Origin of the sequence: Paenibacillus durus (assembly GCF_000756615.1) — a bacterium.
GTDB lineage: Bacteria > Bacillota > Bacilli > Paenibacillales > Paenibacillaceae > Paenibacillus_AQ > Paenibacillus_AQ durus.
In genome coordinates, this window is sequence record NZ_CP009288.1 from 5162745 (window position 1) to 5188248 (window position 25504).

Annotated in this window: 21 protein-coding genes and 1 riboswitch; of the genes, 1 reads left to right on the top strand and 20 read right to left on the bottom strand. The window is 51.8% G+C overall.

The window, feature by feature from the left end; genetic code table 11:
- Positions 1-339: 339 nt before the first annotated feature.
- From PDUR_RS22715 to PDUR_RS22725, 3 genes are read right to left on the bottom strand one after another with little or no spacing between them, the layout of a single operon-like run.
- Positions 340-795, bottom strand: coding sequence for a hypothetical protein (locus PDUR_RS22715; protein WP_042208308.1), 456 nt, complete (start codon positions 793-795; stop codon positions 340-342).
- Positions 795-6932 (bottom strand): DUF6531 domain-containing protein, encoded by a 6138-nt coding sequence (locus PDUR_RS28955; RefSeq protein ID WP_042208309.1) that lies wholly within the window; start codon positions 6930-6932, stop codon positions 795-797. The genes PDUR_RS22715 and PDUR_RS28955 overlap by 1 nt, the downstream gene beginning before the upstream one ends.
- Complete coding sequence (locus PDUR_RS22725) at positions 6929-8920, bottom strand: S-layer homology domain-containing protein (RefSeq protein ID WP_169744936.1); 1992 nt, start codon at positions 8918-8920, stop codon at positions 6929-6931. The genes PDUR_RS28955 and PDUR_RS22725 overlap by 4 nt, the downstream gene beginning before the upstream one ends.
- A gap of 57 nt (positions 8921-8977) precedes the next feature.
- Positions 8978-9071, bottom strand: a riboswitch (cyclic di-GMP riboswitch).
- A gap of 222 nt (positions 9072-9293) precedes the next feature.
- Between PDUR_RS22725 and PDUR_RS22730 the strand changes: the two genes are divergently transcribed.
- The gene (locus tag PDUR_RS22730; RefSeq protein WP_042208311.1) at positions 9294-10319 is read left to right on the top strand and encodes an aldo/keto reductase; all 1026 of its coding nucleotides are present in this window, start codon (positions 9294-9296) and stop codon (positions 10317-10319) included.
- A gap of 56 nt (positions 10320-10375) precedes the next feature.
- Here PDUR_RS22730 and PDUR_RS22735 read toward each other — a convergent pair whose 3' ends face one another.
- The 17 genes from PDUR_RS22735 to PDUR_RS22815 all read right to left on the bottom strand — a co-directional run bounded on the left by PDUR_RS22735 (position 10376) and on the right by PDUR_RS22815 (position 25440).
- The gene (locus PDUR_RS22735; protein ID WP_233277422.1) at positions 10376-10774 is read right to left on the bottom strand and encodes a MerR family transcriptional regulator; all 399 of its coding nucleotides are present in this window, start codon (positions 10772-10774) and stop codon (positions 10376-10378) included.
- Positions 10775-11006: 232 nt separating this feature from the next.
- Entirely contained in the window at positions 11007-12431 is a 1425-nt protein-coding gene (locus PDUR_RS22740; RefSeq protein ID WP_042208312.1) for an MFS transporter, read from the bottom strand.
- A gap of 170 nt (positions 12432-12601) precedes the next feature.
- On the bottom strand, positions 12602-13186 hold the full coding sequence (locus PDUR_RS22745) for a TetR/AcrR family transcriptional regulator (protein ID WP_042208313.1): 585 nt from the start codon (positions 13184-13186) through the stop codon (positions 12602-12604).
- Positions 13187-13255: 69 nt separating this feature from the next.
- Positions 13256-13714 carry a nuclear transport factor 2 family protein gene (locus PDUR_RS22750; protein ID WP_042208314.1) on the bottom strand — a complete coding sequence of 153 codons (459 nt, stop codon included), beginning with the start codon at positions 13712-13714 and terminating at the stop codon, positions 13256-13258.
- Positions 13715-13938: 224 nt separating this feature from the next.
- Positions 13939-14370 (bottom strand): protein-tyrosine phosphatase family protein, encoded by a 432-nt coding sequence (locus tag PDUR_RS22755; RefSeq protein ID WP_042208315.1) that lies wholly within the window; start codon positions 14368-14370, stop codon positions 13939-13941.
- 25 nt (positions 14371-14395) lie between these two features.
- The gene (gene arsA / locus PDUR_RS22760) at positions 14396-16180 is read right to left on the bottom strand and encodes an arsenical pump-driving ATPase (RefSeq protein ID WP_042208316.1); all 1785 of its coding nucleotides are present in this window, start codon (positions 16178-16180) and stop codon (positions 14396-14398) included.
- Positions 16181-16197: 17 nt separating this feature from the next.
- Entirely contained in the window at positions 16198-16560 is a 363-nt protein-coding gene (gene arsD, locus PDUR_RS22765; RefSeq protein WP_042208317.1) for an arsenite efflux transporter metallochaperone ArsD, read from the bottom strand.
- 57 nt (positions 16561-16617) lie between these two features.
- Positions 16618-17037, bottom strand: coding sequence for an arsenate reductase (thioredoxin) (gene arsC / locus PDUR_RS22770; protein ID WP_042208318.1), 420 nt, complete (start codon positions 17035-17037; stop codon positions 16618-16620).
- A 21-nt stretch (positions 17038-17058) separates the two neighbouring features.
- The gene (locus tag PDUR_RS22775) at positions 17059-18354 is read right to left on the bottom strand and encodes an arsenic transporter (RefSeq protein WP_042208319.1); all 1296 of its coding nucleotides are present in this window, start codon (positions 18352-18354) and stop codon (positions 17059-17061) included.
- Between the two features lie 15 nt (positions 18355-18369).
- Positions 18370-18714: an ArsR/SmtB family transcription factor gene (locus PDUR_RS22780; protein ID WP_042208320.1), complete on the bottom strand. Its 345-nt coding sequence runs from the start codon at positions 18712-18714 to the stop codon at positions 18370-18372.
- Between the two features lie 91 nt (positions 18715-18805).
- Positions 18806-19129: an ArsR/SmtB family transcription factor gene (locus PDUR_RS22785; RefSeq protein WP_052410357.1), complete on the bottom strand. Its 324-nt coding sequence runs from the start codon at positions 19127-19129 to the stop codon at positions 18806-18808.
- Between the two features lie 202 nt (positions 19130-19331).
- Positions 19332-20231, bottom strand: a complete 900-nt coding sequence (locus PDUR_RS22790; protein WP_042208321.1) for a dihydrodipicolinate synthase family protein — start codon at positions 20229-20231, stop codon at positions 19332-19334.
- Positions 20232-20248: 17 nt separating this feature from the next.
- Entirely contained in the window at positions 20249-21451 is a 1203-nt protein-coding gene (locus tag PDUR_RS22795) for a pyridoxal phosphate-dependent aminotransferase (protein ID WP_052410358.1), read from the bottom strand.
- A 19-nt stretch (positions 21452-21470) separates the two neighbouring features.
- The gene (locus PDUR_RS22800; protein ID WP_052410359.1) at positions 21471-22652 is read right to left on the bottom strand and encodes a M20 family metallopeptidase; all 1182 of its coding nucleotides are present in this window, start codon (positions 22650-22652) and stop codon (positions 21471-21473) included.
- Positions 22649-23434: an SDR family oxidoreductase gene (locus tag PDUR_RS22805; protein ID WP_042208322.1), complete on the bottom strand. Its 786-nt coding sequence runs from the start codon at positions 23432-23434 to the stop codon at positions 22649-22651. Before PDUR_RS22805 ends, PDUR_RS22800 begins: the two co-directional genes overlap by 4 nt.
- Positions 23431-24606 (bottom strand): M24 family metallopeptidase, encoded by a 1176-nt coding sequence (locus PDUR_RS22810; RefSeq protein WP_218918424.1) that lies wholly within the window; start codon positions 24604-24606, stop codon positions 23431-23433. The genes PDUR_RS22805 and PDUR_RS22810 overlap by 4 nt, the downstream gene beginning before the upstream one ends.
- Before the next feature lie 33 nt (positions 24607-24639).
- The gene (locus PDUR_RS22815) at positions 24640-25440 is read right to left on the bottom strand and encodes a nitrilase-related carbon-nitrogen hydrolase (RefSeq protein ID WP_052410360.1); all 801 of its coding nucleotides are present in this window, start codon (positions 25438-25440) and stop codon (positions 24640-24642) included.
- Positions 25441-25504: the final 64 nt, after the last annotated feature.

Genomic DNA, 25504 nt, shown 5'->3' on the forward strand with positions numbered 1-25504 from the left:
TCTTGGTTCTTCCTTTCTCTATTTAATACATCAAAGATTCATAACCTACAACTAAACTATACAACTGTAAGATTGGTGTATCTTCCTGTTGGAACAATTTAACGGGCTTGATAACCCTGTTTCTGGATTGATCTTTTTCTATAATCTCATTTGTATTAAAATCGGAATTAAATTTCTCCTAGTCGCTGATTCTAACAGTCGATGAAGACCATTGTAGGATGCTGTTTGTGAAGGTATATCCAACGTTATGCTCTTACTGAATCCGCCGCGCTAACAAAAAGAAAACCACAATACGAGGTTATCGCATTGTGGCAGAAAAATTAATTTTTCAATTCATATTTATTTTTCAACTTCAAAATAAAATAGTCCATTATTTACATCGAGATAAAATTTCCCAATGAAACTTGAAGACTTAATATAGTTATTAAACTCCTCACTAAATGTCCAACTTGGTTCATGTTCCTGATCGAAATCTAAATTGAAATACGGCTTAAAGTTAGATACATCTTTCCAAGTATAAGAACTTCTAAATCTCTCCATCACCTCATTGTTAAGATGTACATACCCCTTCATCCAGTATGAGCTTGGTCCAAAACCGTGGTCACCAATTACTTCAGCTTTCCAGTAAACTTTCTCTACTATCTCCAATCGTGGGAATCTATCAACTACTGGTTGTATCTCTGTTTTATATTGATTATTCGACTCAGAATTTAATACATTAACTTTCACTACGAGAATAATAATGATAATAGATAATAACACTAGTATTATACTAAAGATTCTTTTTTTATCCATTAATTTCTTCCACCACCGCCCGATACAGTTGATGAACCAGATATATCTCCTATTGACCATGTTACTGTCCTAGTCATAGAACCAACCGTTAAAAACTCTTTTGCCCAACCCAATTCAGCGAACCGACCATTCACATCATCAGGGGTCCCTGATGCTATGTCACTCATACCTTTATTAAAATTATACATATCCTCCATATAAAAAGTTATAACCATTGTTGCCATGCCAGTTTGCTGGTTAGTACTCACTTGAGAATGAGCATAAACATAATGTGCACCAATCGTCTTTTGCCAATTTTCAGAACTTCCATTTGGAATACCTATTAAATCACTTATCATCTCAAAGCTATTTCCAACGCCTTTTCCAAAATAACCCTCTGCACTCTTCTGAGCGAAGACAATTTCAGCATCAATATATTTCCTTATAATACTATCGTCTTTATAAGCTTTCTCGTAGTTTATTTCCAATTTTTCCCCTGAACCTGAACGATAATGGCCATAGGATCTGGCAGCATCTTTTCCAATTTTTAAATAAGCTCCCTTTTGAAAAACTCCCCACTTAACCCAATTCGCTCGATCACTAAAGGTTGCTTTGGCTTTTGGATCATAAGTAAAATCACTATCGAAGCGAAATTTAGGTTTTAAGGAAAGTCCTCCGATTTGATATTTTGTGTTTCCTGTTGGATCAATATATCGAAGAGGATTATTCTCCACATACGCATAAAGATTCTGACTCTGTGGATTCCCCAAAGTGCCACTATACGTATCCTCACTTACAAACCTGCCAATCTCAGGCTCGTAGTAGCGCGCTCTGGCATACGTATTGCTGCTGGTAAAATCATAACCCAGTCCCGTATAACCGAACAGGTTATCCGGCCCCGGCCAGTTGAGATCGAACTTCTTCGCGTCCAGCGGCACGCCGAATTCGTCGTAATGGTAGCGGGAGGATACACGCCCGTCCTTCTCCACAAGGCCCAAGGTGCTGCCAAGCGCATCCTGCATGTACCATAGCGTCTTCGGCTGTACGCCCGGTTCGGCTCCGCCATCACCCGGTGTCGGTTCCCAGCCGTTGTTATCATCGTAAGCCGGCAGGTAGGTCATGCTGAGGCGCTCGCCCTCGGCTCCGTATACATAGGACTGTTTCCATTTACTACTGTCTGCTTCCGTGACCTGAAGCGGCTCAGGCAGCGCCAGACTGACGTCATTGGTGAAGTTCAGTTCCCAATGCTCTTTCTTATACTGCTTCTCCCATCCGTCCCGCGGTCCGCCCGGATGCAGATCCGGATATTCCTCATCCGTCTGACCGCACTTCTTAGCAAGCCCTGGTGGAATGAAGCCTGGCGGTACGACTTTACAGTTATCCCACCCATTACCGTTACCGTTTCCGTTTCCATTGTTACCATTACCGTTGCCATTTCCGTTTCCATTGTTACCTTTGCCGTTGCCATTACCATTTCCGTTGCCATTCCCTGTTCCGCCGTGGACGTAGTCGATGGTCATCTTCATCCGGTTGCCATCGCCGTCGTAGGCGTAGCGGGTAATGTCGCCTTTGGCATTGGTCTGCTGGATCAGCCGGTTGGCTCCGTTCCATACATATTGCTCGATGGCTTCCGGTTCCGACCAAGACTCAGCGTCCTCAGCGGCAAGAAGCGGGTCAGTACCCGTCTCCTCGGCGGCCGTGTCGGACGGCGCTTCATAAACGTCATCGGTTACCGAAGGATTCTCCTCATCACTTTCTGGGTTAACCTCCGGCAGCTGCAGGCGCTTCTGCAGGACCTCAAGCAGATTGCCGCGTGGGTCATACAGGTAGTTATTAATCTCGTCATCGGTTGCCAGCTCCGTCAGACGATCCGCCTGATCATAGGTGTAGGATTCCGTCTGCGCCAATTCGCCCCACTGGCTTGTCTTCTGCATCCGGTTCCCCACAGCATCATAATCATAATGAGTGATTGCAGACAGACCGGCGGCCTGCGGATTCTGCGTCTGTACCTCAACCAGTTGGTTCAGCGCATCATACGCATAATCCGTTACGATTCGTTCCTCACTGTCATTTTCATCAGAATCTTCTTCATCGTTGCCGTCTGATTTCCGTTCACTCCGTATACGGTTGCCAACAGGATCATACGAATACGTCAGCTGCTCCATGACCTTCTGGAATTGATTGCTGTGTGTCAGTTGAAGCAGCTGTCCAGCGTCGTCATAGGTGTAGGTGCTCTCTCCCAGAGTCGGAAGCTTCTTGGAAACAAGCAATCCCCGGGCATCGTAGTCATAGGTCGTCGTCCGGCCCTCAGCATCGGTCACGCCGGTCATTCTGTCCAGCAGATCATACTGGTAGGTGACGGAAGTGCCATCCGGATATTCGATCTGGCTCCGCTGACCGGTTGCCGTCCAGTCATACTTAATCGTTCTCTGGTTAGAATCTGTAACCTGAGTCAGACGGTTCAGGGCATCGTAAGCATACGTTGTCGTTCCCAGCTCATCCGTCATCCGAGTTCTGCGGCCGGCAGCGTCATACTCGTAACCGACTTGTTTTCCATCCGGGTATGCAATACCCGTCAATCTGCTCAATTTGTCATAAGCATAACTGGTTAGCTTACCATCCGGCGATGTCATACCGGTCATGTTGCCCATACTGTCGTAGGCAAGTTCCGTTATACGTCCCAACGGACCCGCTTCACGAGTCAGTTCACTGCGGCGATTATAACCATATGTGGTGACCCGGCCCAAAGCATCCGTCTTAGATGTAATATTGCCTAGCGCGTCATATTTATAGGCTGTCGTATGACCAAGCGCATTCGTTACCTCAAGCAGGCGGCCCAGCGCATCGTAGCCATATCGGGTCGACTGTCCCTTGACATCCTTCAGACCTGTCAGTTGTCCACGGGCATCATAGGTAAGTTCCGTTGCATGTCCCAGAGGGTCAACAAGTCTCGTTACCCTGCCAAGCGCGTCATACTCATAAGACGTTACCTTGCCGGCTTCATCGGCCAGTCCGGTCACTTGGCCCAATGCATCACGATTCATTGTCGATGTCTGGCCAAGAGGATCGGTAACCTTCACCAGCATGCCCCGGGCATCGTAATCCAGCTTCCATTCCGCACCGTTCGGTTTCACAGTTCGAACCAACTGGCCGGCTTCGTCATATCCATAGGACGTAACTTGGCCCAGCGCGTCCTTCTCCTCGGTCAGCCGTCCCAATGCGTCATAAGCATAGTGCACTCCGTGACCGAGCGGGTCGATCTCCTGCGTTAGCTGGCCTGCCGCATCGTAGCTGAAGGTGGTTACTCCGCCAGCCGCATCGGTCATCTTCACAGGCAGATTTCGTTTGTCATATTCAATCCGGATCGTGCTGTCATTAGGCTGATTTACGACAATTACGTTCCCGTTGCCATCGTACTCATATGTGCTGACATTCCCTTCCGGATCAGTCATGGACGCGATCCGGTTGCTCGAATCATACTCATAAACTGTCTTCGAGCCTGCTGCATCCGTCTGTTCGATCATATTTCCGACCTTATCATACGAATAACGGGTCGTGTTCCCCAGGGCATCGGTCTCGGACGAGAGCCTGGTAAAGCTATCGTAGCCGTATGCGGTTCGGGAACCGCCAACATCGGTATAGCCGATAAGATTGCTGTCCTTATCGTACTCATATCGCTCCGTATGTCCCAGCGCATCAATCCGTGCCGTAACCCGGTCCCTCGGATCGTATTGGAGCTTCGTCCGGTGCCCGAGCGCATCCATGATCTCGGTAACCCGGTGAAGCGGGTCACGCACCAACTCCTGCCGATTGCCAAGCGGGTCCGTAATCAGGCTGGCGAATCCGTTCGGATCGTTCTGAATCGATGTCGTCTCGCCCTTGGCGTTAATGGTTGATTCCGCAACTCCCTTATCACCGACAGTGATCTTGGAAACACCACCGAGTGCATCGGTGATGGCGGTGAGATTTCCTTTTCCGTCATAGGCCATTACTGTCTTGCGTCCGAGCGGGTCGACAATCTCCTCTGGAAGATTGAAGGCATTGTAGCGGATTTCCGTCTGATAGCCTTCCGGGTCCTGCGCTCGAATAAGATTGCCGTTTCCATCATACTGGTAATCCCATTCCGAACCGTTGCGGTCGGTCATTCGAGTCACGTTGTCGTTCTTGTCGTACTGGAACCGCTCGGTCGTGCCATCGTCATAGGTTACCGATGTTTTACGATACCGCTCGTCATACTCGTATACGGTCTTTCGGCCAAGCGCATCCGTTGTTACTGTCTTGTTGGAATCAGGAATATATTGCATGTCTCCCCAGACGCCGGCAAAATCCCGCTGCCGCACAACCCGGTCCTGATCGTCGTACTCGTTAAGCAGCTCCGACGTTTCATTCGGGTTCTTGATGCCTGTCATGCGGTGCTTCTCATCGTAGGTATAGGCGATTTTGGCGCCGTCCGGTAAAATCATCGCCGTCAGATCATGATTTACGGCGTCGTATTCATAGTCTGCGTGCCGGCCCGTGTGATCGGTTACCCGGACGATTTTGCCGCCCGATCCGTAAGTGAGCGTAAGCTTCGCGCCCTCCGTGGCGATATCGGTAAGCAGACTGCCATGATAAGACAGCTGAATTCGGTTCCCGTTGCTATCCTCGATACGGTACAGTTTCCCGTCTCTGCGATAGGTATACGTAAGCCTATCCGGCGTTTGCTGTGTATAAGTACCGTCGCTATTATGGACAAGGGTATCGTACAAGTCATCCGGTCCTTCGTAATGACCGTCACCGAGCGGGTCGAACCGGTGGCTTGCACCTTCCGGGGATACGACATACAGCACGCCGTTCTCCCGGAATTCGAGCTTACGCTCATAGGTGTGATGCCAGCCCACTCCAAAATCACCGTCATACCGTTCCCTGCTGTGGTAGGTAAGCGTCATGTCAAGCGGCATGACCGCTTGTACGCTGATATTCGTCTGTGTGAAAACAAAGTCGCCTGTTGCCAGGTTAACCGGGTCAAACGCGTCAGAGATCGGATATCCGTTTCGGTTTGCAAACTCTTCTTTTATTCGCTCATCGTCTTTACGCCCGATCTCCCCCGCCTGCTGCGGGTCTATGATCAACAGGTTAACGCCCTCATCAATTGGACCGTAGCAGATCTGATCGTTGCAGTCCTCAACCGGGAAGCCGTTGAAGCTGGCAATATCGCCGATTTTTCGCACGATATCGTTCTTCTCGATTACATTATAATAATAGCTCGCTACAACAGCCCAGTTGATGCCCCAGGAAGGAGCGGGATAACGAAGCACACGAAGCGTCTCCGATCCTGCTGACCGTTTGTTGTCAAAATCCCTTACCGCAAAGGCCTGAATCTCCGCAATCTCGTACGCGGGAAGCTTGACCTCTATTTCCCACTCCCCGATATATTTTGAGGCCGGGTTGTCCGCCCGTTCCGGGAACACACCCTCGCCAAAGTAAGTCATGTCAGCAGGTATGTCCAGCGCCCAGGAAGACGTTCGGGGCTTAACCTCAACTCCCGAAACCAAGGTCTCCACCCGGCCGTCATCAACGGTCGTATTATTGCCTTCCCGCCGAATCCGCTTCATCTTGAGCTCAACTTTGGTGCCGATCTCGGCAATGCCGCGGATGATATGCGTCTCACTTGCCGGGTTTGGAATAACCTGCAAGCCTTTGGGCGCCGGCGGATTCGGATTGACAACCTCAACCTGTCCCGAATTGCCGTTATTGGGAAACCGGGTGGGCGCTACTCGAATCGTATAGCTGCCTTCCGGTGCGGGCTCGCCGCTTATCTTGCCGTTCCAAACAAAGGTGTTATTCGTCTCGGTCGGATAGCTGCTGGAATTTAGTGTAGCCACCGTGGAACCGCTACGCTCAAGTTTGATGACCGTATCATGGGATGCCTGCGTTGGATCCGTCGGATCAGGATTGTCAAAACGGAAATTTACCGCTGTCTGTCCGCCATAAACCGAACTAAAGCTGGCAGGGTTAATCTGCAGCGAAGTGTCCGCATAGGCTCTCGGCAGTTCTTGACTCGGCAGCAGCGGCAATCCTGTCAGCACGATAATAACGGACAGAAAATATCTCATTGCCGGACCAAGACGCTTGACCCGCCTCCGTAATACGCTTCTTCCATACCTTCTCTTAGTCATTGAAACACTTCCCCTTTCTTACCCAGCCATCTGTAAATAACGGCTGCAGCCTCTGCTCTTGTGCATGTAGCTCTTGGATTCAACCGGTCGCCGCTGCCTTGAATAAGTCCGCTCTTGATCGCAGCCAATACAGACGGCTGGGCCCATGAATGGACCTTGGCAGCATCGGCGTAGGCGTTCAACGCTTCGCCTGCCTCTTCCTTCCGTAGTGACGCGGCATTCGTCAGCATGATCATCATTTCCTCACGAGTGATGGAGGCGTTCGGTTTAAACAAACTTCCTTCGTAGCCTTTGATCCAGCCCGCCGCTGCCGCTTGTTCCACGGCATTTGACGCCCAGTGGCCCGCAGGAACATCTTTAAATGAGGCTGTCCCCTGCGTTGGGCCTTTGAGACCCGCAGCTTCAACCAGCATCTTGGCAAACTGGGCGCGCGTAACCGATTGTCCGGGCTCGAAGCGTCCTGTATTCATGCCATTCACGATCCATCTGGATGCCAGCACTTCGACCTCGTCTTTTGCCCAATGGCTCTTCATATCCGTGAATGAAGGCTCGTATAGGAACAGAGCGTACAAACTAGGCTCTTGAACTTGGGTCCGAATGTTCCGCCAAGAGACGTCGAATGTTCCGCCGGCATAAATCCACTTTCCGGTATCCCCGTTATAACGGTAAATGCCTGTCCGGTTAGCACGGCCAGCCGTTGCGGCGGCTTGCTCCAATTCAATGGTAAGCAGGGCCGGCTTTTCAAGCTTCGCTTCGGACGTCCATGTCCAGGCTACTCCAAGCCATGTCATTTCTTTATTAGGCGCTGTGACCGCTCCGCTTGGCTTCAATACGACTCGTGACTCCCTGCCGAAGGTTCCCGGTTCGAACACGAGCCGTGCGGCTTGTCCTCCTGCGGCCACTCCGCCGCCCGGACCAATTAGATCGCCTTCCTGCTGAAGCGCAGCAGCCCCAATGCTTCCAGGCGTCGAAGCAGCCGATTCGCTCCGAACGATTTCCCGGCTAATCAGCTTGCCGCCCGCAATAAGAGCAAGCTCTTCTCCATTGAAGCCGATGAATTGCGACGGCGCGATGACGCCCAAGCTGTACAGGTTCCCGGTCGCTAAATCCGCACTCCGCACAATTGCCTTGTCGCCGCTAGCCTCCAGCCAGGCTGCCGTTCCGCCCGAAATACTCATTTCCGCGTATTCGGTTTTGCCTAGCGGAACCGGCTGGGTCAAATCCACCGGCTGCGGATTACTTACTCCCAGATCAAGAAACGTATACTTTCCATTTCCATCCAAATCACGCTGCTTCCACAGAATTTCTTCGCCATTGAATACGAACCGCTCTACATAAGAGGTGCCCGGCAGGTCAAGAAGCTTCCGGCTCGTCCCGGACGAAATCCCGTATTCATACAGATCGCCGTCCAAAGCCCCTTTGTAGACAATGCGCCCTTTCCCAACAACCGGGTCTCGCCCTTCCCCTAAATCCTTCAAGGTACCATTCGCCAGGTCATACAAGTACATTTCGTATTGAGGATTTGTCTGCCAGACAACATAATTGCCGTCTATGGAAGGTATGCGATGCTGGCCGGCATCCGTATTTAGCTTGGACTCGGTTTTTGTACTGACATTGTAGCTGTAGATATCCCAGTTCAGATTGCCGGCGCCGTCGTTTTGATCTCTTTTGTCGGCCCATACCACGATTGGCTCCCCTTTTCCATTAACGCCGACGACAGGCGTATCGGTTGGTTTGCCATGGCTCGTTATCTGTAGCTGTTGACCGGTACCTCTATTGCCGTAATAGATTTGTCCGGCATAATTTGCGGCATTGGACCGCCAGACCACATGTGTCCCCGATATCCGGACATTGCTTCCCTCAACAGTGAACGAGGTCAATTCATCCTTGTAGGTGTAGACCGTCTCAGCGGATACCTGCTGCCCGGAGGATACTGTCCCTGCCGCCATTAATCCCATGACCAGTAATCCTGCCACCCATTTTTTCAAGCCGTTCCTCATAAGTCTCCAATCCCCCCCACTAACGACAACAAAAAACCAAGCCTCTTGAGCAACCCGGCTGCCAGGTCATGATTGGATCATGACGGAAGGCCCGTGGCTTTGCGTCCCCGACTTTCGAACGGGTTTGCCTTTGTTCAAGCACTTGGTTTCTTTGTGACTAGTGCTTTATATGTAGTCAAAAAGTCTGACTTTCCCCAAAATTGTACAATAGGTTACAAATTTTTGCATGCCTTTTTCCTGAAAATAATACTTTATTACCAGAAGGGATGAACGCCAAAATACTAGCCTTGACCTAGAGTGAACTCTAGGTATTATGATGATTTTGCTAGGACATAATCAACCAGCAAGGGAGAGATGAAGCATGAAATACAAACAGCTAGGCGGCACAGGTCTGATGGTATCGGAATTCTGTCTCGGCACTATGACGTTCGGCGGCAAAAATGATCCGATGAGTTCTGTAATGGGGGCTCTTGATGAGCAGGCGGCTGGGCTGCTTGTGAATGAAGCGCTCGAAGCAGGCATTAATTTTTTTGATACCGCTAATGTGTACGGCGTGGGTGAGTCGGAAGAGATTTTGGGACGTTCGCTTAAAGGCAAGCGGCATGAAGCGGTGATCGCGACCAAGGTAAGATTCCGGATGGGACCGGGTCCGAACCAGGTAGGATTATCGAGGGGTCATATTATCCAGCAAGCGGAAGAGAGCCTCAAGCGTCTTGGAACAGATTACATCGACCTGTATCAGATTCACGGCCCCGATCCGCTTACGGATTGGGAAGAGACCTTGCGTGCGCTGGACGATCTCGTTCGCAGCGGCAAGGTTCGATATATCGGCTGCTCCAACCTGCAGGGCTGGCAGATGATGAAGGCGAACGGCATTTCCCGGCAACTAGGCCTGCATGACTTCCAAACAACCCAATCTTATTATTCGCTGGCCGGGCGCGATGTTGAGCGGGATATTATCCCTGTGCTTCAGGATCAGAAGATGGGCCTCCTCGTATGGAGTCCTTTGGCCGGTGGATTTCTGTCGGGCAAGTATACGCGGGGCAATCAAGGCGGGGCGGATGACCGGCGCAACAAATTTGATTTTCCTCCGGTTGACCGGGAGAAAGGCTATGTCCTGATTGACGTCTTGCAGGAAATCGCAAAGGCGCGGGAAACCTCGGTCGCCAGAATCGCCCTGGCCTGGCTGCTGAATCAACCTGCCGTGACGAGCGTTATTGTTGGAGCCAAACGGCCTGACCAGCTTCAGGACAATCTTGGGGCATCCGGTATCATTTTGAACGAGGAAGAATTGTCCCGTCTTGATCAAGTCAGCCGTCTGCAGCCGGAGTATCCATTATGGAACCCCAGCGTTTATATTGAGGATCGTTACCCGAATCAGAACTAAGCAGCAGAAAAAAAGGGATGGGCCGAAATACTTCGGTTCGTCCCTTTTAGCTTAGATTAACCTGGTTGTCCGGTGCTTTTGATTCCGTCTTTTTCCTTGGAATACATATCGATCTTGAAGTCAATCATCCCGATGTAGGACATCAGGGTGTTGACCTGATCTTGAACGGTTTTCTTCTGCAGCTCAAGCATTTGTATACGCTCTTCAGTGGTTGCGTCGCCCTGCACGGTAAGCTCGACAAATTCCTTCAGCTGTGAAATGGACATGCCCGTTTCGCGGAGGCAGCATATGAATTTAAGCCACTCGATATGCTCATCTTCATAAATGCGGATGCCGCTTTCGTTGCGTTTGATGAACGGCAGAATGCCCTCTTTTTCATAATATCTTAAGGTGTGGATCGACAAATTGGACTTCTCTGCCACTTGGCCGATCGTATACTGCATTTTGAGGCTCATTGGTTTGACCTCCGCCTTATTTTAGGTGAACCTTGGATTCAGGTACGTTATCTTCATTATAGGTCCTAGAGTAAGATCGAAGTCAAGCTTCCAATGGGGGGCGGCGGGCTGGTCAATACCCATCGCAGTCTTCCCTTGCCGGCTTGCGCCGAAAAAGGCCTTGAACTCTACTCGCGCAGACATTCATGGCCTTTTGTGATCATTGAAAAAATGTTGTCATTTAAGCACCCTTTTACTCGCGCAGCGATTTCGCTTCCATAACAGCGGCCTTTTTTTGCTTAAGCCCAATAAACGATACGAGAATGCCAATAATCGCAATCACAGCGTCAATAATAAAGGCCATATGAATCGCTCCGGTTAAATCCGAGGGCTCCATCGTTTCCAGAGTAGCGTTAGTACCGAGGCTTGCCGAGATAATGGCCATGATGACAGCCAATCCGATCGCTCCGCCAATTTGCTGCCCGGTAGAGACGATAGCGGATGCAACCCCCTGTTCTTTCATATCAATTCCTGTGCTTGCCGCAATGAACATCGTTGTAAAAATAAAGGCCTGACCAATACCGATGATAACGGTACCCGGAATGATCCCCCATGCCGATCCGTGTTCAGAGAGCTGGGTGAGCAGCATAAAACCAATCGCGCCAAGTCCCATACCGCTTGCAATGGTACCGGCTGTACCTACGGTTGCCAGCATTTTGTTAATCAGCTTCGCACCTATAAAAGCGCTAATGGTCAGCGGCAGGAAGCTTAAGCCGGATTGAATGGCAGAGTAATGCAGTACCTCTTGCGTGTATAGCGTGAGGAAGTAGTATAGCGTACCGAATGATGCGGAGAACAACGCTGCGGTAATCGCGGCCCCAGTCAAACTCCGTATCCGAAACAGTCTGAAGGGGATCAAAGGATCTCTTGTACGATTTTCAATGACCACGAACAGCAGTAGCAGAATAGCGCCGATAATGCCAGGAATAATAGCTGATGGATGAAGCCAGCCAACGACCGGGGCTTGAATAAGATAATTTACAATCAAGATCATGCCGGCCGTTACGGAGATAGCGCCTGCTGCGTCAAAATGGCGTTTTACAGATGCCGCCTTGCTCTCCAAAAGCGTGATCGGAGCGAGGATAATAACGAAAATAGCTATTGGCACATTGACAAAAAAGGTGGCTTCCCATCCAATAAAGCTGGTTAACACGCCGCCAAGCAATAACCCAATGGACATGCCCACTCCACCCATTGCCGCCCAAATGCCTAATGCACGGTTGCGTTCCGGGCCTTCTTCAAAGTTGGACATGATCAGTGACAGCGTAGCCGGTGACAGCAGCGCTCCGCCTAGGCCTTGGAGTCCCCTTGCAATAATGAGGAACAGCTGAGAGTCTGCGAGACCGCCAAGCAGAGAGCCTAAACCGAAGATCCCCATGGCAATAATGAACATCCGCCGTCTGCCCAGCAAATCAGACAATCTTCCGCCGATAAGGAGGAATCCTCCAAAGGCCAGGGAAAACGCGCTGATGACCCACTGCAGCTGGTTCGCACTAAAGCCCAAGTCTGCTGCAAGGGAAGGCAGAGCTACAAAAATAATCGTGTAATCAAGAGCCAAAATTAATTGGGATAAAGCAAGAATCGTCAAAGCCAATCCTTTGTGTCTAGTCGAATTCATGAAATCCACTCCTTTTTTATCAGACCTTTCAGTCTAATTAATACAGCGGGAATAGGGTCAACAAATGGTCGACTCTACCCCCGAATTCCACCTACATAAGAGCCCGTCAAATTCCAGACCAATCGATCTAAAAATCCGAAAATATAATGAAGCGTCTTTTATGCGCTCCATTAATTATCCAGCTTAGAAAGTGTAACGGCAGCAATATCATCCAAAACTTTAGGATCGGTGGTTAATTTAGCCACTTGGGTCAGCGAATATCTTTCATGGTACAAATACCGTGCAAGAGCAAGCAAATCACGGTCTCCGCTTAGTTCACCCTGATTTCGGGCGCGAACCAGCGCTTCATAAAAGGCTTGTACCAAACGTGTCATATCCCGTTCAAAAAACGCTGCGATTTCCGGATCATGAGGAACCTGATCAATGGCGCTATGCATAATGAAGCATTCCTTGCGGCGTAGCTCATCTTGCAGAACGGCCACAATTTCATGAAAAATATCAGCAATCGCTTTTTTTACCGAATCTGAGCGTTCCAAATACGAAATGACTGCATCCGATTTCTCATTTACATAATGTTTTACAGCCTTGATGAAGAGATCCCGCTTGGTACCATAGGTATCGTACAGACTTTGGCGCGCTATCCCTAGCCCATCGAGTAAATTTTGCAGCGAAGTGCCTTCGTAACCGTAATGCCCAAATACCTCCATAGCCTTGTGCAGAACAAGCGTTGTATCGAATTCCTTGCTTCTTGCCATTGCCTAACGAACACTCCTCCCTTGTGACATTTATATTATCTTTTCCAGATTATTCAGTCAATATTATTTTTAAACCCCGGAGAATTCAACGGCTTCATTCATACTGCCAACCGATTCAATCGCCACCAGCGGATTCCAGAAGTCCCGGTAGCGCGTAATGAGGCCATCTTTCGTTTCAACGACACTAATGTACGTCTGATTGTAAGGGTTCCCCGTCTCTCTGTGCTTCCCGGCGGATTTGAATTCCGCAATCACAAGCTCGGGGTCAACGGCCGGATGGAACTCGAGATCTGTAAATTGCACCTCGAAGTGTTTCGGGAAGTTCAGCATATATTCGTACATGTCGGCTTTACCTTGTTTATATTCAGGAAATCCTGCCGGGCCGTAAGGGAATTCCAGGATACCGTCTTTGTGCCAAAGGCTGATCCACGCTTCAATATCTCCACCCGACAAATATTTCAAATGATTCCGAAATGTCTCCTGTGCCCGCTCGCGAATGACTCCTGCTGTAAGTTTGTTGTTGTTCATTTTATTTTCCTCCTTTTAATTTAGACTATTCAGTCTGTAATGTTCAAAAAAATAACATCTTCCATTAAGTATTAAAATTCCCTACTGTGATTATCGTTGACCACCTCCTTGTGATTTCATCTTACACTTTCCAGATCGTTTGGTCAAGAATTATTTTTAAATGATTTTCTGCCTTAAGAAAAAGACCATTCCCATGAGGAACAGTCTCTCAGCTTCATATGTGATCACTTGGATGGATACAAGCCCTTCAGCACATCACGCATTTCTTGTTTAATGTTGATATCCGGGCGCTTTTCTTTGGCAAAGCCTTCCGCCTCTTCCACGGTAGCAGCCAAACCCAATTCCAGTAATAGACCAGTGGCTACTGTTCCTGTCCGGTTTCGTCCTCCTGAGCAATGAAAATACACCGTTTTCCCGCTATTCACGGCTTCTTTTACAGCCTGTATGGCCGCATGCACAGAACCCTCCTGGCCGGTTTGATCCTCCACAATCGGATAATGATGACGGGTTACTTGTACCGGAAAGCCTTCCGCCTCTGTTCCGTTATCTCTCAAATCAAAAACATCTGAAATCTCCTGTTCCTGCAGAGCCTCAAGCAGCCCATTCTCCCCGCCAATATATACTTTGCCTTGAACAAGCTCATGATAATTTGCCATTGCAGTTCTCTCCTATGCGTTATTATTAGTCTTTCTGTCCAGGAATACTTTCAGCAAGCATCTTCAGTTGTTCATAACCCGCAACTTCATTCGGTTCCCAAGGAATAATTGCAGCATGGCCGTCAGAAACTTGATTAACCATCCTGATCCATTCCAGCTCGGCATAACCACGCCCGCTAAGGATTGGATCCGTTGTTCCTGCTGCGGCAAAGCTTTGATTGATCACCCACCAATTTGTAGGGATACCAGCACGTTTCAGATCTTTTTCCAGACGCGAGGCTTCATAGACAGGGGTGGCCTCCGCTAACGTGACGATAACAACACTCGTTTCCTTCGGATCACGGAGCCTTGGCAGCAAATGCTGAACCGAATCCGGAATCAAGCCGGAGGAACGGGCAATCTCCTTGTGATACACCTGGGTCGCATCCAGCAATAACAGGGTATGACCTGTCGGCGCCGTATCTATTACTACAATTTCTTCCTTGGAATGCTCCACCAAATTGGCAAATGCCCGAAATACAGCGATTTCTTCTGTGCATGGGGATCTTAAATCCTCTTCCAAAAAGGCGAGCCCTTCTTCATCGAGTGAATCGGCATTTTGGCTCAAGACTTCATTCTGGTATCTTTCCAGTTCAACCTTGGGATCGACCCGGCTGAGGGTGATCCTATCCGCAGTCTCACCAAAAACATGCTGCAAATGCGCAGCAGGATCAGTCGTGCTCAGATGAACCCGGTGTCCGCGTTCGGCAAGCCCAACCGCAATGGCACATGCAATCGTTGACTTTCCTACACCGCCTTTTCCCATTGTAAAAATGACTCGGATACCATCGGTGTCCAGATCATTAATCAGGGTTCCAAGCGGCGGGATCGAACTGCCAATATCTGCGGATGCATTATTTTCGGCAGCTGCAGGAGTCGGGTTGAAAAAATCACGAAGGCTCTTAATCCCGGTCACGTTAAAAGGAGCTAATGGAATGTGGTACATTGGCATCGCTAGGAGTTCAGTCGGCATTTGCTCTAAAGCCCGTACCTGCCTCTTAACAAATCCTTTGGATACAGGATCTTCTTCGGTGCATGAAGAGAGCAAACCATTAATTACCAGAATCTGGTTCTCAATCCCGGTGCTCTTCAGCTCGGATGACGCGCGGGCCGCCTCCATTAAGGGAGAGTGTTCCAGACGGGTAACAAGAATCAGCGTGGTCTGTTCATCATCCGACAAGGTTTGAACGGCCTGTTGGTATAATGTTTTCTTAGCTTCCAGACCGGCTAGCGGACCCAGGCAAGATGCGCCATGTGTACTCTCATCCAGGAATCCGCTCCACGCCGCGGGAAGCTGCAGCAGACGCAGCGTATGGCCCGTAGGTGCGGTATCGAACAGGATATGATCAAATTGGGATTTTACATGTGCATCGGTCAGAAGTGTCGTAAATTCATCAAAAGCAGCGATTTCTACCGTGCATGCGCCTGACAGCTGCTCTTCCATAGTGGAGATAACCGAATCAGGCAGGACACCCCGGTAGGGAGCGACCACCTTCGCTTTATACTCTTCCGCAGCTGACTCCGGGTCTAAATTGGCGGCAAAAAGATTGGGAACACCCTCAATTGATGCCGGATGATTGGAGAGCTCCATACCAAAGACATCCTGCAGATTGGAGGCGGGATCGGTGCTAACAAGCAGGACCCGTTTACCCGAGTCGGCCAGCGCTACCGCCGCTGCACAGGCTGTTGACGTTTTGCCTACCCCTCCTTTGCCTGTAAAGAACAAATATGGGGTGCTCAGGATATTAAGCGGATCAAACCGGATGGACATGCCGCCCTCTCCTTCCCTTATAGTGATTTCACCTTTAACGGCAGACGCACTTTAGGCTTCTGTATGAGTTCGGATGCCGGGAACCCCGTCCACTCTTCCAGTTCTTCATTCGAGGGGTATCTTTGCTTTTTAACCACTTGTCCATCTACGATAATTACAGGCAATACATCCGGACCTTCATCAGCAAGCAATTGTCTTATCACATTGTTGGCCACAAAGGCATCCGGCTCACTGGTCAAATTATATCTGGATACGCTAAACTCTCTCTTCTTCAAATTATGAACCACCGCAGAGATACGGATTAATTCCGGATCAACGACAGGGCCGCAAACTCCAGTGGAACAGCACATGGCCGGATCATAAATCTCTATGGATTTCATAAACACGGGTCTCCCTTCTTTGAAAAAAGCCGGGATCTCTCCCAGCCTGACTTTTCATTATTCGCCGGTTTCGGCAAATTGTTTAATGCGTGCTCCAACCTGATCACGGACCCGCTGGAACACCGCCCATTTCTCTTCTTCCGTTCCTTGCGCCTTGGCGGGATCGTCAAATCCCCAGTGTTCACGTTTCACCTTCGGAGGGGTAACCGGACATTTGTCCGCGGCATCTCCGCATAACGTAACGACCAGATCGGCGTTATTCAGCAGCTCAGAATCAATAATATCAGAGGTCTGCCCCGAGATATCAATGCTCACTTCACTCATAGCTTGTACAGCTTTCGGATTAAGGCCATGGGCCTCAATACCGGCGCTATAAATATTCCACCCGTCACTGAGGTATTTCTTTGCCCAGCCTTCCGCCATCTGGCTTCGACAGGAGTTTCCTGTACACAAAAAGTAAATGGTTTTCTTGTCCATCGGTAATTATCTCCTTTAAATTTAAAATAGGGTTAACCTTAAATAGAGGCCCAAAAGGGTGATAAACAGGGTAGGAATCGTCAGGATGATGCCTGTTCTAAAATACGTCCCCCAAGAGATCTTCACACCTTTGGCCGAAAGCACATGCAGCCACAGCAGTGTGGCGAGCGAACCGATCGGCGTAATCTTCGGCCCTAAATCCGAACCGATGACATTCGCGTAAATCAAAGCTTCCTTAATAAGTCCCGTGGCATGCGAAGCATCTATGGCCAGCGCGTCAATCATAACCGTAGGCATGTTATTCATCACCGATGAAATGACCGCTGCAATAAAGCCCATCCCCATCGTCGCGGCAAACAGCCCTTGACCGGCAGCGCCTTGAATCACGTCAGCCAGGACATCCGTGAGACCGGCATTTCGCAGCCCGTACACCACGACATACATCCCGATGGAGAAGAACACGATCGCCCAAGGCGCCCCTTTAACCACTTCCATTGCAGGTACGAAAGGACTTCTTCTTGCCATAAGCAGGAAAATGATCGCGATCACCCCGGCTATAGCGGAAACGGGAATATTCAGGAACTCACTGACGAAGTACCCGGCCAGCAGAACCGCAAGGACAATCCAGGACAGCTTGAACATTTTCTTGTCTTTGATAGCCTCTTCGGGATTTTTTAGCTGTGAGCCGTCAAACTGTCTCGGGATGCTTTGGCGGAAAAAGAGGTACAGAACCAAGATGCTGGCCGCCAGGGAAAACAAGGTAGGCATAATCATATGCCCCGCGTATTCCATAAAGGTCACCCCGAAGAAATCAGCGGACACAATGTTGACCAGATTGCTGACGACGAGGGGCAGCGAGGTTGTATCGGCAATAAATCCACTGGCGATGATGAATGGAAACACCTTTTTCTCATCAAAATGGAGCGCACGCACCATAGCCAGCACAATCGGAGTCAGGATGAGCGCCGCACCGTCATTGGCAAAAAAGGCGGCCACAACCGCACCAAGAATGGTGACATAAATGAACATCCGGATTCCATTCCCGCGCGCCGCTCTCGCCATATGTAGGGCAGCCCATTCGAAAAACCCGATTTTATCAAGGATTAAGGAAATGAGAATGATCGCAATGAAAGCTAACGTGGCATTCCACACAATCAGGGTCACATCGAGCACATCGTTAAAAGTCACTACACCCGCAAGCAGAGCCAAAACCGCCCCGCCGCATGCCGACCATCCAATCGATAAATTCCGGGGCTGCCAAATGACAAAGATTAAAGTAACAACAAAAATAAAACCCGCTAACAATACTGAAACCAATCCGCCGACCTCCAATTAATCACATGAAATTTTCATGCCTTTCATACTCAGCTCTTCCAGTGCATGATCTTGTGAAGGAACGAAGGCAATTAATTTTTGAATGAGCTCATACTGAGCATTGCTTGGATTAATCGAATAAAAAATCCACTGGCCCTTCCGATTCTCCTTAACCAGCCCCGCATCCTTCAGCTTCCGCAAATGCTGACTGATTGACGGCTGACTCGTCTTAAAAAACTCAACGAGCTCGCATACGCAGCGTTCCTGCTTCTCCAGAAGCTTCATGATCGTCAGCCTTGTCTTATCTCCCAAAAGCTTCAGCGTCTGCGATACTTCGTCTAACTCCTTCAGATCAAAACTCATGCTCCGCCTCCTTTCACCTCATCATTATATAACTATATGCTTATATAAACAATGACTAATATACAGGCTGTCTCCGGTCTAGAGTTTGGCTTCAATCACAATCGGCCGGGGTATAGTTTGGCTTTAACAGGGACAGCAAGGTTTGAGTATCCGGCAATTCATCAAGAACGGCTTGAATATAGGGTTTATCCTCCACATTTAAGGAGTAGTACACCCACTGCCCGCGTCTCGTCTCATTGACAATGCCCTGAGCTTTTAACTTTCTCAAGTGCTGGCTCACGCCTGGCTGCGACATATTTAAGATTTCGACCAAATCGCAGACGCACCATTCTTTGTCTTTTAGCAGTCCAAGGATCGTCAGTCTGGTTCTGTCGCCTAATAATTTGAGTTTGTCGGATATTTCCATATTGAACATATGTCCTCTCGAGAGTACGAACGTAATGCTGCATAAAAATATAATAATATACTAAAATTCATTTCATTTAAAATCAAGAAAGGTAAGACGAAACGGCTGCGCCGTCCTCTTTAGGGGAGGCCTCGGTTTCTCGTAAAAGTATAAGGCAAAAAACCTCGCCGAAAGCTCGAATGGCTTTTCGGCGAGGTTCCTATGCCGGTGCTTATGCTATGATGCCGGTCTGCTGCAGGGTGCGCGCGATATCCGCTCTGGCTTCCTCCCCCAGCGTGCGGAAAGGCGCCCGGACCGGCCCCGAAGGCAGGCCGATAATGTCCAGCGCGGCCTTGACCATCGCGGGTTGTCCGTATTTGCGGGCCAAATCCCGGATCGGCTGCCAGCGGTAGTACCGCTCAATGGCACGGGCATTTTCGCCTTGCTGGAATTCGTTGTAGAGCGCGACAAACTCGGAAGTCATGAAGTTGGCGTTCGTGGATGTGCAGCCAGGCAAGCCGGAAGCCAGCCCGCCCAGAATGAGGCCGTCCGAGCCGCACATAACCGAGATGTCTTTACCGGCGTATGCGACGGTCCGCACCAGCGCATGCAAATCAGTAGCACCCTGCTTGACTCCCGCGACGTTGTCCAGCTTGGCCAGCTCGGCGATTTCTTCCGGCGACAGATGGACGCCGATGCTCGCGCTGTTGTAGATGAAGATCGGCAATTCGGCCGCTTCGTTCAGCAGCTGGAAGTGATACAGAATATCCTGTGGCCGCACCTCGGATACATACGGAGGAGTTACCATCACGCCGTCGGCTCCGGCCAGCTTGGCCGCATGTGCCAGCTCGCTGGCTTCGTCGGTGCCGCTGGCCGCCGTGCAGCACAGCAGCGGAACCCGGCCGGCTACCGCGTCCGCAGCGGCGGTGAACAGCTGCTTCCGTTCGTCGATCGTCAGACTTGGATACTCCGCGTAGGTGCCCCCAACAATAACGCCGTGAGCGCCCGAGGCGATATAGTGGTCGATATTCCGGCGCAGCGCGTCCGGGTCGAAGGCGAGCGTTTCCGTCATCGGAGTGATGGCGAGCACGTAAATTCCTTTAAGCTTATCTTTCAAATCAGTTGTGGACATGTCTTAAACTTCCTCCCTTATTTGCTCCCTAGAATCGATTCCATGGCCGCGATTCCGTTCTCCATTTCTTCCCGGGAAACGGCATAGGACAGGCGGATATGATACGGGCTGCCGAACCCGGTTCCCGGCATCACCGCGACTCCAGCCTTCGTCAGCAGGATATCCGCCAGATCGTCGGCGGTGGATATGGTTCGTCCCTCCAAGGCTTGACCGCGCCAGGCGGAGGCGTCAACCCATACATAGAAGGCGCCGTCCGGCACGCTGCACTCCAGACCCTTGATCCGCCGAACCCCTTCAACCAGAATGTCGCGGCGTGCCGCGTATTCGTCCCGGATATCCGTCAGATCGTCCTGGGGGCCATCAATAGCGGCCAGCGCCGCTTGTTGGGCAATGGATGATGGGTTGCTCGTCGTATGGGACTGCAGACGAAGCATCGCCCCGGTAACAGCCGCCGGTGCGGCCGAATAACCGATTCTCCAACCGGTCATTCCGTACGACTTGGATACTGCGTTGATCACGACAGTCCGCTCCCGCATACCGGGAAATGATGCGATGCTCGTATAGCCTTCCGGCTTAAACACAAACGCGGAATACACCTCGTCGCTGATGACCCAAAGATCCCGCTCGCGGCAGAACTCGGCTAGCCTGAGCAGCTCCTCTGCGCTGTATACCGCGCCGGAAGGATTATTCGGCTGGTTGAGAATCAGCAGACGGGTCGACTCATTCACCAACGGTGCGAGCGACTCCGGCGTCACTTTGTATCCGGCGGAAGCATCGGTCTGAACGAAGACCGGCTTGGCGCCGGCGAATTTAACCTGCTCAGGAAACGACACCCAATACGGAACCGGGATCAGCACCTCGTCCCCCGGACGGCACAGCGTGCAAATCGCGTTGAACAACGCATGCTTGCCTCCAACGGTAACTACAATCTCCCCCGGCTCATAGCTGAGTCCCATATCCCGGTGAAGCGCTCTGCATATCGCTTCCCGCAGAGGCAGGATGCCGCTCGTATCGGTGTATCCCGTGAAATTATCTTGAATCGCCTGAATCGCGGCCGCTTTGGCCCGGTCAGGCGTTGGAAAGTCCGGCTGTCCGAGGCCCAAGCGGTACACGGTTCGGCCTTCCCGCTGGTACTGCGCCACCGTGGACTCCAGCATTGCAGTCGGGGACGGCAGGACGCGCTCCACCCAATCCGCCAACTGAACATGTTGGTTCAACAACGTCCATCACCTCTTCTATTTATCTATACGAGCCTGCGACTTCCACCGCAATGGAGGTGTAGACCCGTGTTGCATTCTCCAGTTCTGACAATGTCACCCATTCGTCAATTTTATGAGCCACGCTGAAATCTCCTGGCCCGTAGATGACGGACGGAATTCCCCGTTTGACGAAGTGGGTCATATCGCAATTGGCCGTAAGTCCCGTAAGCTCCGGCTTACGTCCGTATACCCGTTCGATCGCGGCGGAAGCCAGCTCGACCATCGGGTGATCGGGACGGGTTTCCGACGCCACCCCGGTTGTCAGAACGAGCCGGTCGATGCGGACCCGGCCGTCCAGCGCGGGCAGACCGGCAATGATCTGCTCGATCTCCCGCAGAGCGTCATCTTCCGCTTCGCCGGGAATAAGCCGGCGGTCGATCAGCGCCTCGCAGCGGTCCGGGATCATCGATTCCTTGATTCCCCCGTTAATTATCGTGACAGACAAGGTCGACTGTCCCGTCAACGGGTGAATCCGTTTCGTCAGCTCCTGTTCGGCGAAGTCTTCAAGCGCTACAAGCGTCCGCGCCATAAGGGACACGGCATTGACGCCAAGATGAGGCGTTGACGAATGGGCCGAAACCCCTTCGGCGAGGAGAACCGGGCGTATGCTGCCCCGGTGCGCGATCGCAAGGCTGCCATCAGTAGCCTCGCCGATCACCGCCAGATCACCGTGCAGATCATCCGGAAGCCTGCGGGCTCCTAGGCTCGCCGCCTCTTCATCCACGACCGCCGCAAGCACGATGTCCCCCGGAAGCTGCGCGCCGGATGCGGCAATCGCTTCGACGGCAGCCATCATGGCGGCCAAAGGTCCCTTCGCATCCATGACGCCCCGGCCGTAGACCCGGTCACCCTTGCGGAGCATGGTGAACGGATCGGAGCTCCAGCCTTCGCCGGCCGGCACGACATCCATATGCGTATTCAGAATAATCGTCTTCCCGCCGCCCGTACCCTTCAGGCGGGCGATCACATTCGGCCGTCCCGGCTCGATTTCTTGAAGCTCGACTTCACAGCCCGCTTCCCGCATGACTTGGGCGACATAAGCAGCCGCTTCTTCCTCCGTACCGCTAGGGTTCACGCTCTGAAAGCGGATCAGATCGGCCAGTATCTCAACCGTTCGCTCGGGGTGAATGACCGGCTCCACTATGCGAACGTCTTCACTCATAGCGATTTCACCATCCCGCCATCGACCAGCAGCGTCTGGCCCGTTACATAGCTCGCTCCGTCGGAGCAGAGAAAGGCTACCACGCGGGCGAATTCATCCGGCTGCCCGTAACGCCCAAGCGGAATCTGCTTCTCGCTCTGCGACTTTATCGCTTCCGGGGTAACCCCAGCCTTGTCCGCCCGTATCCGGTCCAGAGAACGAACCCGGTCCGTGTCGATCCGCCCCGGAGCCACCGTATTCACCCGGATGCCATACGGGGCAAGCTCCTCCGCCAGCGTCTTGCCGAGTCCGGCCACGCCGGTCCGCATTACATTGGAGAGCGTCAGCCCGGGGATGGGCTGCTTGACCGAGGACGAAGCCAGATTGACGATGGCGCCGCCCTGTTCCTTCAGATGCGGAAGCGCGCCCTGGACGAGACGGACCACACTCAGCACGTTCAGCTCATAGGCGTACTGCCAGTCTTCCTCTTTGAGCGACTCGAAATTCCCGGCAGGAGGGCCGCCCGCGTTGGTGACCAGAACATGCAGCCCGCCAAAAGCGGAGACCGTTTCTTCCACGCAGCGGGACAGGTCGGAAGCGGAGCAGACGTCGGCCTGAACGCCGAGCGCGGGCATTCCCGTTTCGGCGGTAATTTCCGCAGCCACGTCTTTAGCCTCCGCGCCATTTCGGCTGAACAGCGCCACCTTCGCCCCGCCGCGCGCCAGCTCGAACGCCACGGCGCGGCCAAGCCCCTTGCTTGCCGCCGCTACCAGCGCGGTCTTCCCAGCGAATTGTCCGCTCATGCGTTAACCCCCTTCGCCAGGGTCAGCTCGCGCGGCAGCTTGGTCAGCACTTCGCAGCCGGTTTCCGTCACCAGAATCGTCTCGCTGAATCCGACGCCGTAGCGGTTCGGAACGCGAAGCGCCGGCGGGATGTGGAATATCATGCCCGGCAGCAGCACGCGGTCATCGTCCCGCTGAAGGCTCATAATATGGCCTTCGCCCCAGTCCGGCGCAAAAGCGACGCCGATCGAGTAGCCGGTGCGTTTGCGAAACTGCTCATACAGTCCGGCACGCTCAATTGTTCCCCGGCAGGCTTCGTCAACCTCTCCGGCGGTAACGCCCGGACGAACAGCTTCAATCGCGGCGTTCAAGGAAGCGATGCACACCTCGGTCACCCGCTTGATTTCATCGGTTGGCGTACCGGTATAGGCAGCCCGCATAAGCGCCCCATGGTACCGGTTGCGTGCGCCCGCCACTTCCAGCAGGAGCGTCTCGCCGTCGCCGATGACCTTGTGCCCCCATGCGGCATGCATGTTGCCCGAACGGTAACCGGAGGAGATGAACGGCTCCATCCCCAAATACTCGCCCCCGGCCAAGATCATGCCGGAGAACATCGCTGCGGCAGCCTCGTCTTCATTCACCCCCGCCTGGATTGCATCCAGCCCGGCCTGCATCGAACGGTCGGCCACCGTGCAGGCTTCACGAATGTAAGCGATCTCCGCCGGGGACTTGATCACTCTCAGCCCTTCCACCGTGCCCTGGGCATCCGTAAGACGGAAATCGCCAAGCATTTTCTCAAACTTCTGGTAATTGCGGACAGGCAGGAACCAGGAGCCCGTCTCCAGGCCGATTGCTCCGGGTGCGATGCCGATCTCTCTGACCGTATCTGCGGTCAACGCAACCGGGTCGTTCGTGTCGTCATAGGTTCTGACCTGGCTTTCAGGCAGCCAGCTGTAGGTTTGAACGTTGGACAACTCGCCCCGTCGGAGCACAAGCACCGGATCGCCGAAAGCCGGCACGACCAGACATTGGTACATATAATAGCCCGGGCTCTGATAGCCGGTTAGATAAAAAATATTTTCAGGGGTGTGAATCAGCATGCCGCTGAGCCCCTTGAGTTCAAGCTCGCGTTGTACATTTTGAAGGCGGGAATCGAATTCATCCCTGGAAAATACCAATGATATGGCGCTCAATATCGTCTACCCCTTTCCCTGAACTCATCGTTGTCAAGCCTGATAGCCGTAAGTATCCATTCTCAAATCTCTTAAATAGGGTGTGAGCTTCGAGCATTCGTCCGCTTCATCCAGATTGATCTCCAGCACCTGCATGTCCTCTTCATTCAAATGGCCGCTGACGATGAGCTCGCCCTTCGGATTCGCCAGCTTGTTGTTGCCGAACAACCGCAGATCGCCGCCCACGCCATTGATGCCTGCCACAAAGCAGGTATTTTCAAGCGCTCTTGCCGGATAATAAATGTCCCATCTGTGCTTGTCTTCAATCGAAAAAGCGGATGGAGTCACGATCAGCTTCGCCCCTTGCAGAGCAAGGGTACGCGCAGCCTCCGGGAACCCCGCATCGTAACAAATCAGGACTCCGAGCTTGCCGAAATCAAGCTCATACGGTGAACAAACGTCACCGGGTTCAAAATATTTTCGCTCGTCCTCCCAGAGATGAACCTTGCTGTACGTACCCGCGACGGCTCCGGTTCGGTCAATAATCACGGCGCCGTTGGCGGTCCCTCCTTCGTCCAGCTTCAGTGCCATCCCAAGCACGATGTTAATGTTATGCGCTCGGGCGGCTTCCCGGAATGCCTGAACCGTCGGACCGCCGGTATCCTCGGCCAGCTCATGATAGCGGTCGCCGATCACGTCGGTATTGTATCCGGTGATGCACAGCTCCGGGAACACGATCAGATCGGCGCCCTGCCGAGAGGCCTGTTCAACGAACTCCAGACCTCTCCTGACATTCGCGGCAACATCCATCAGTGCGCTTTCGAACTGCACCAGCGCCAGTTTAACGGTTGCCAAGCCTCTCCCCCCTTTAAAGCCTGAATTCCTCATTTCAAACAGCTGATACACAGACTTTGTCCCG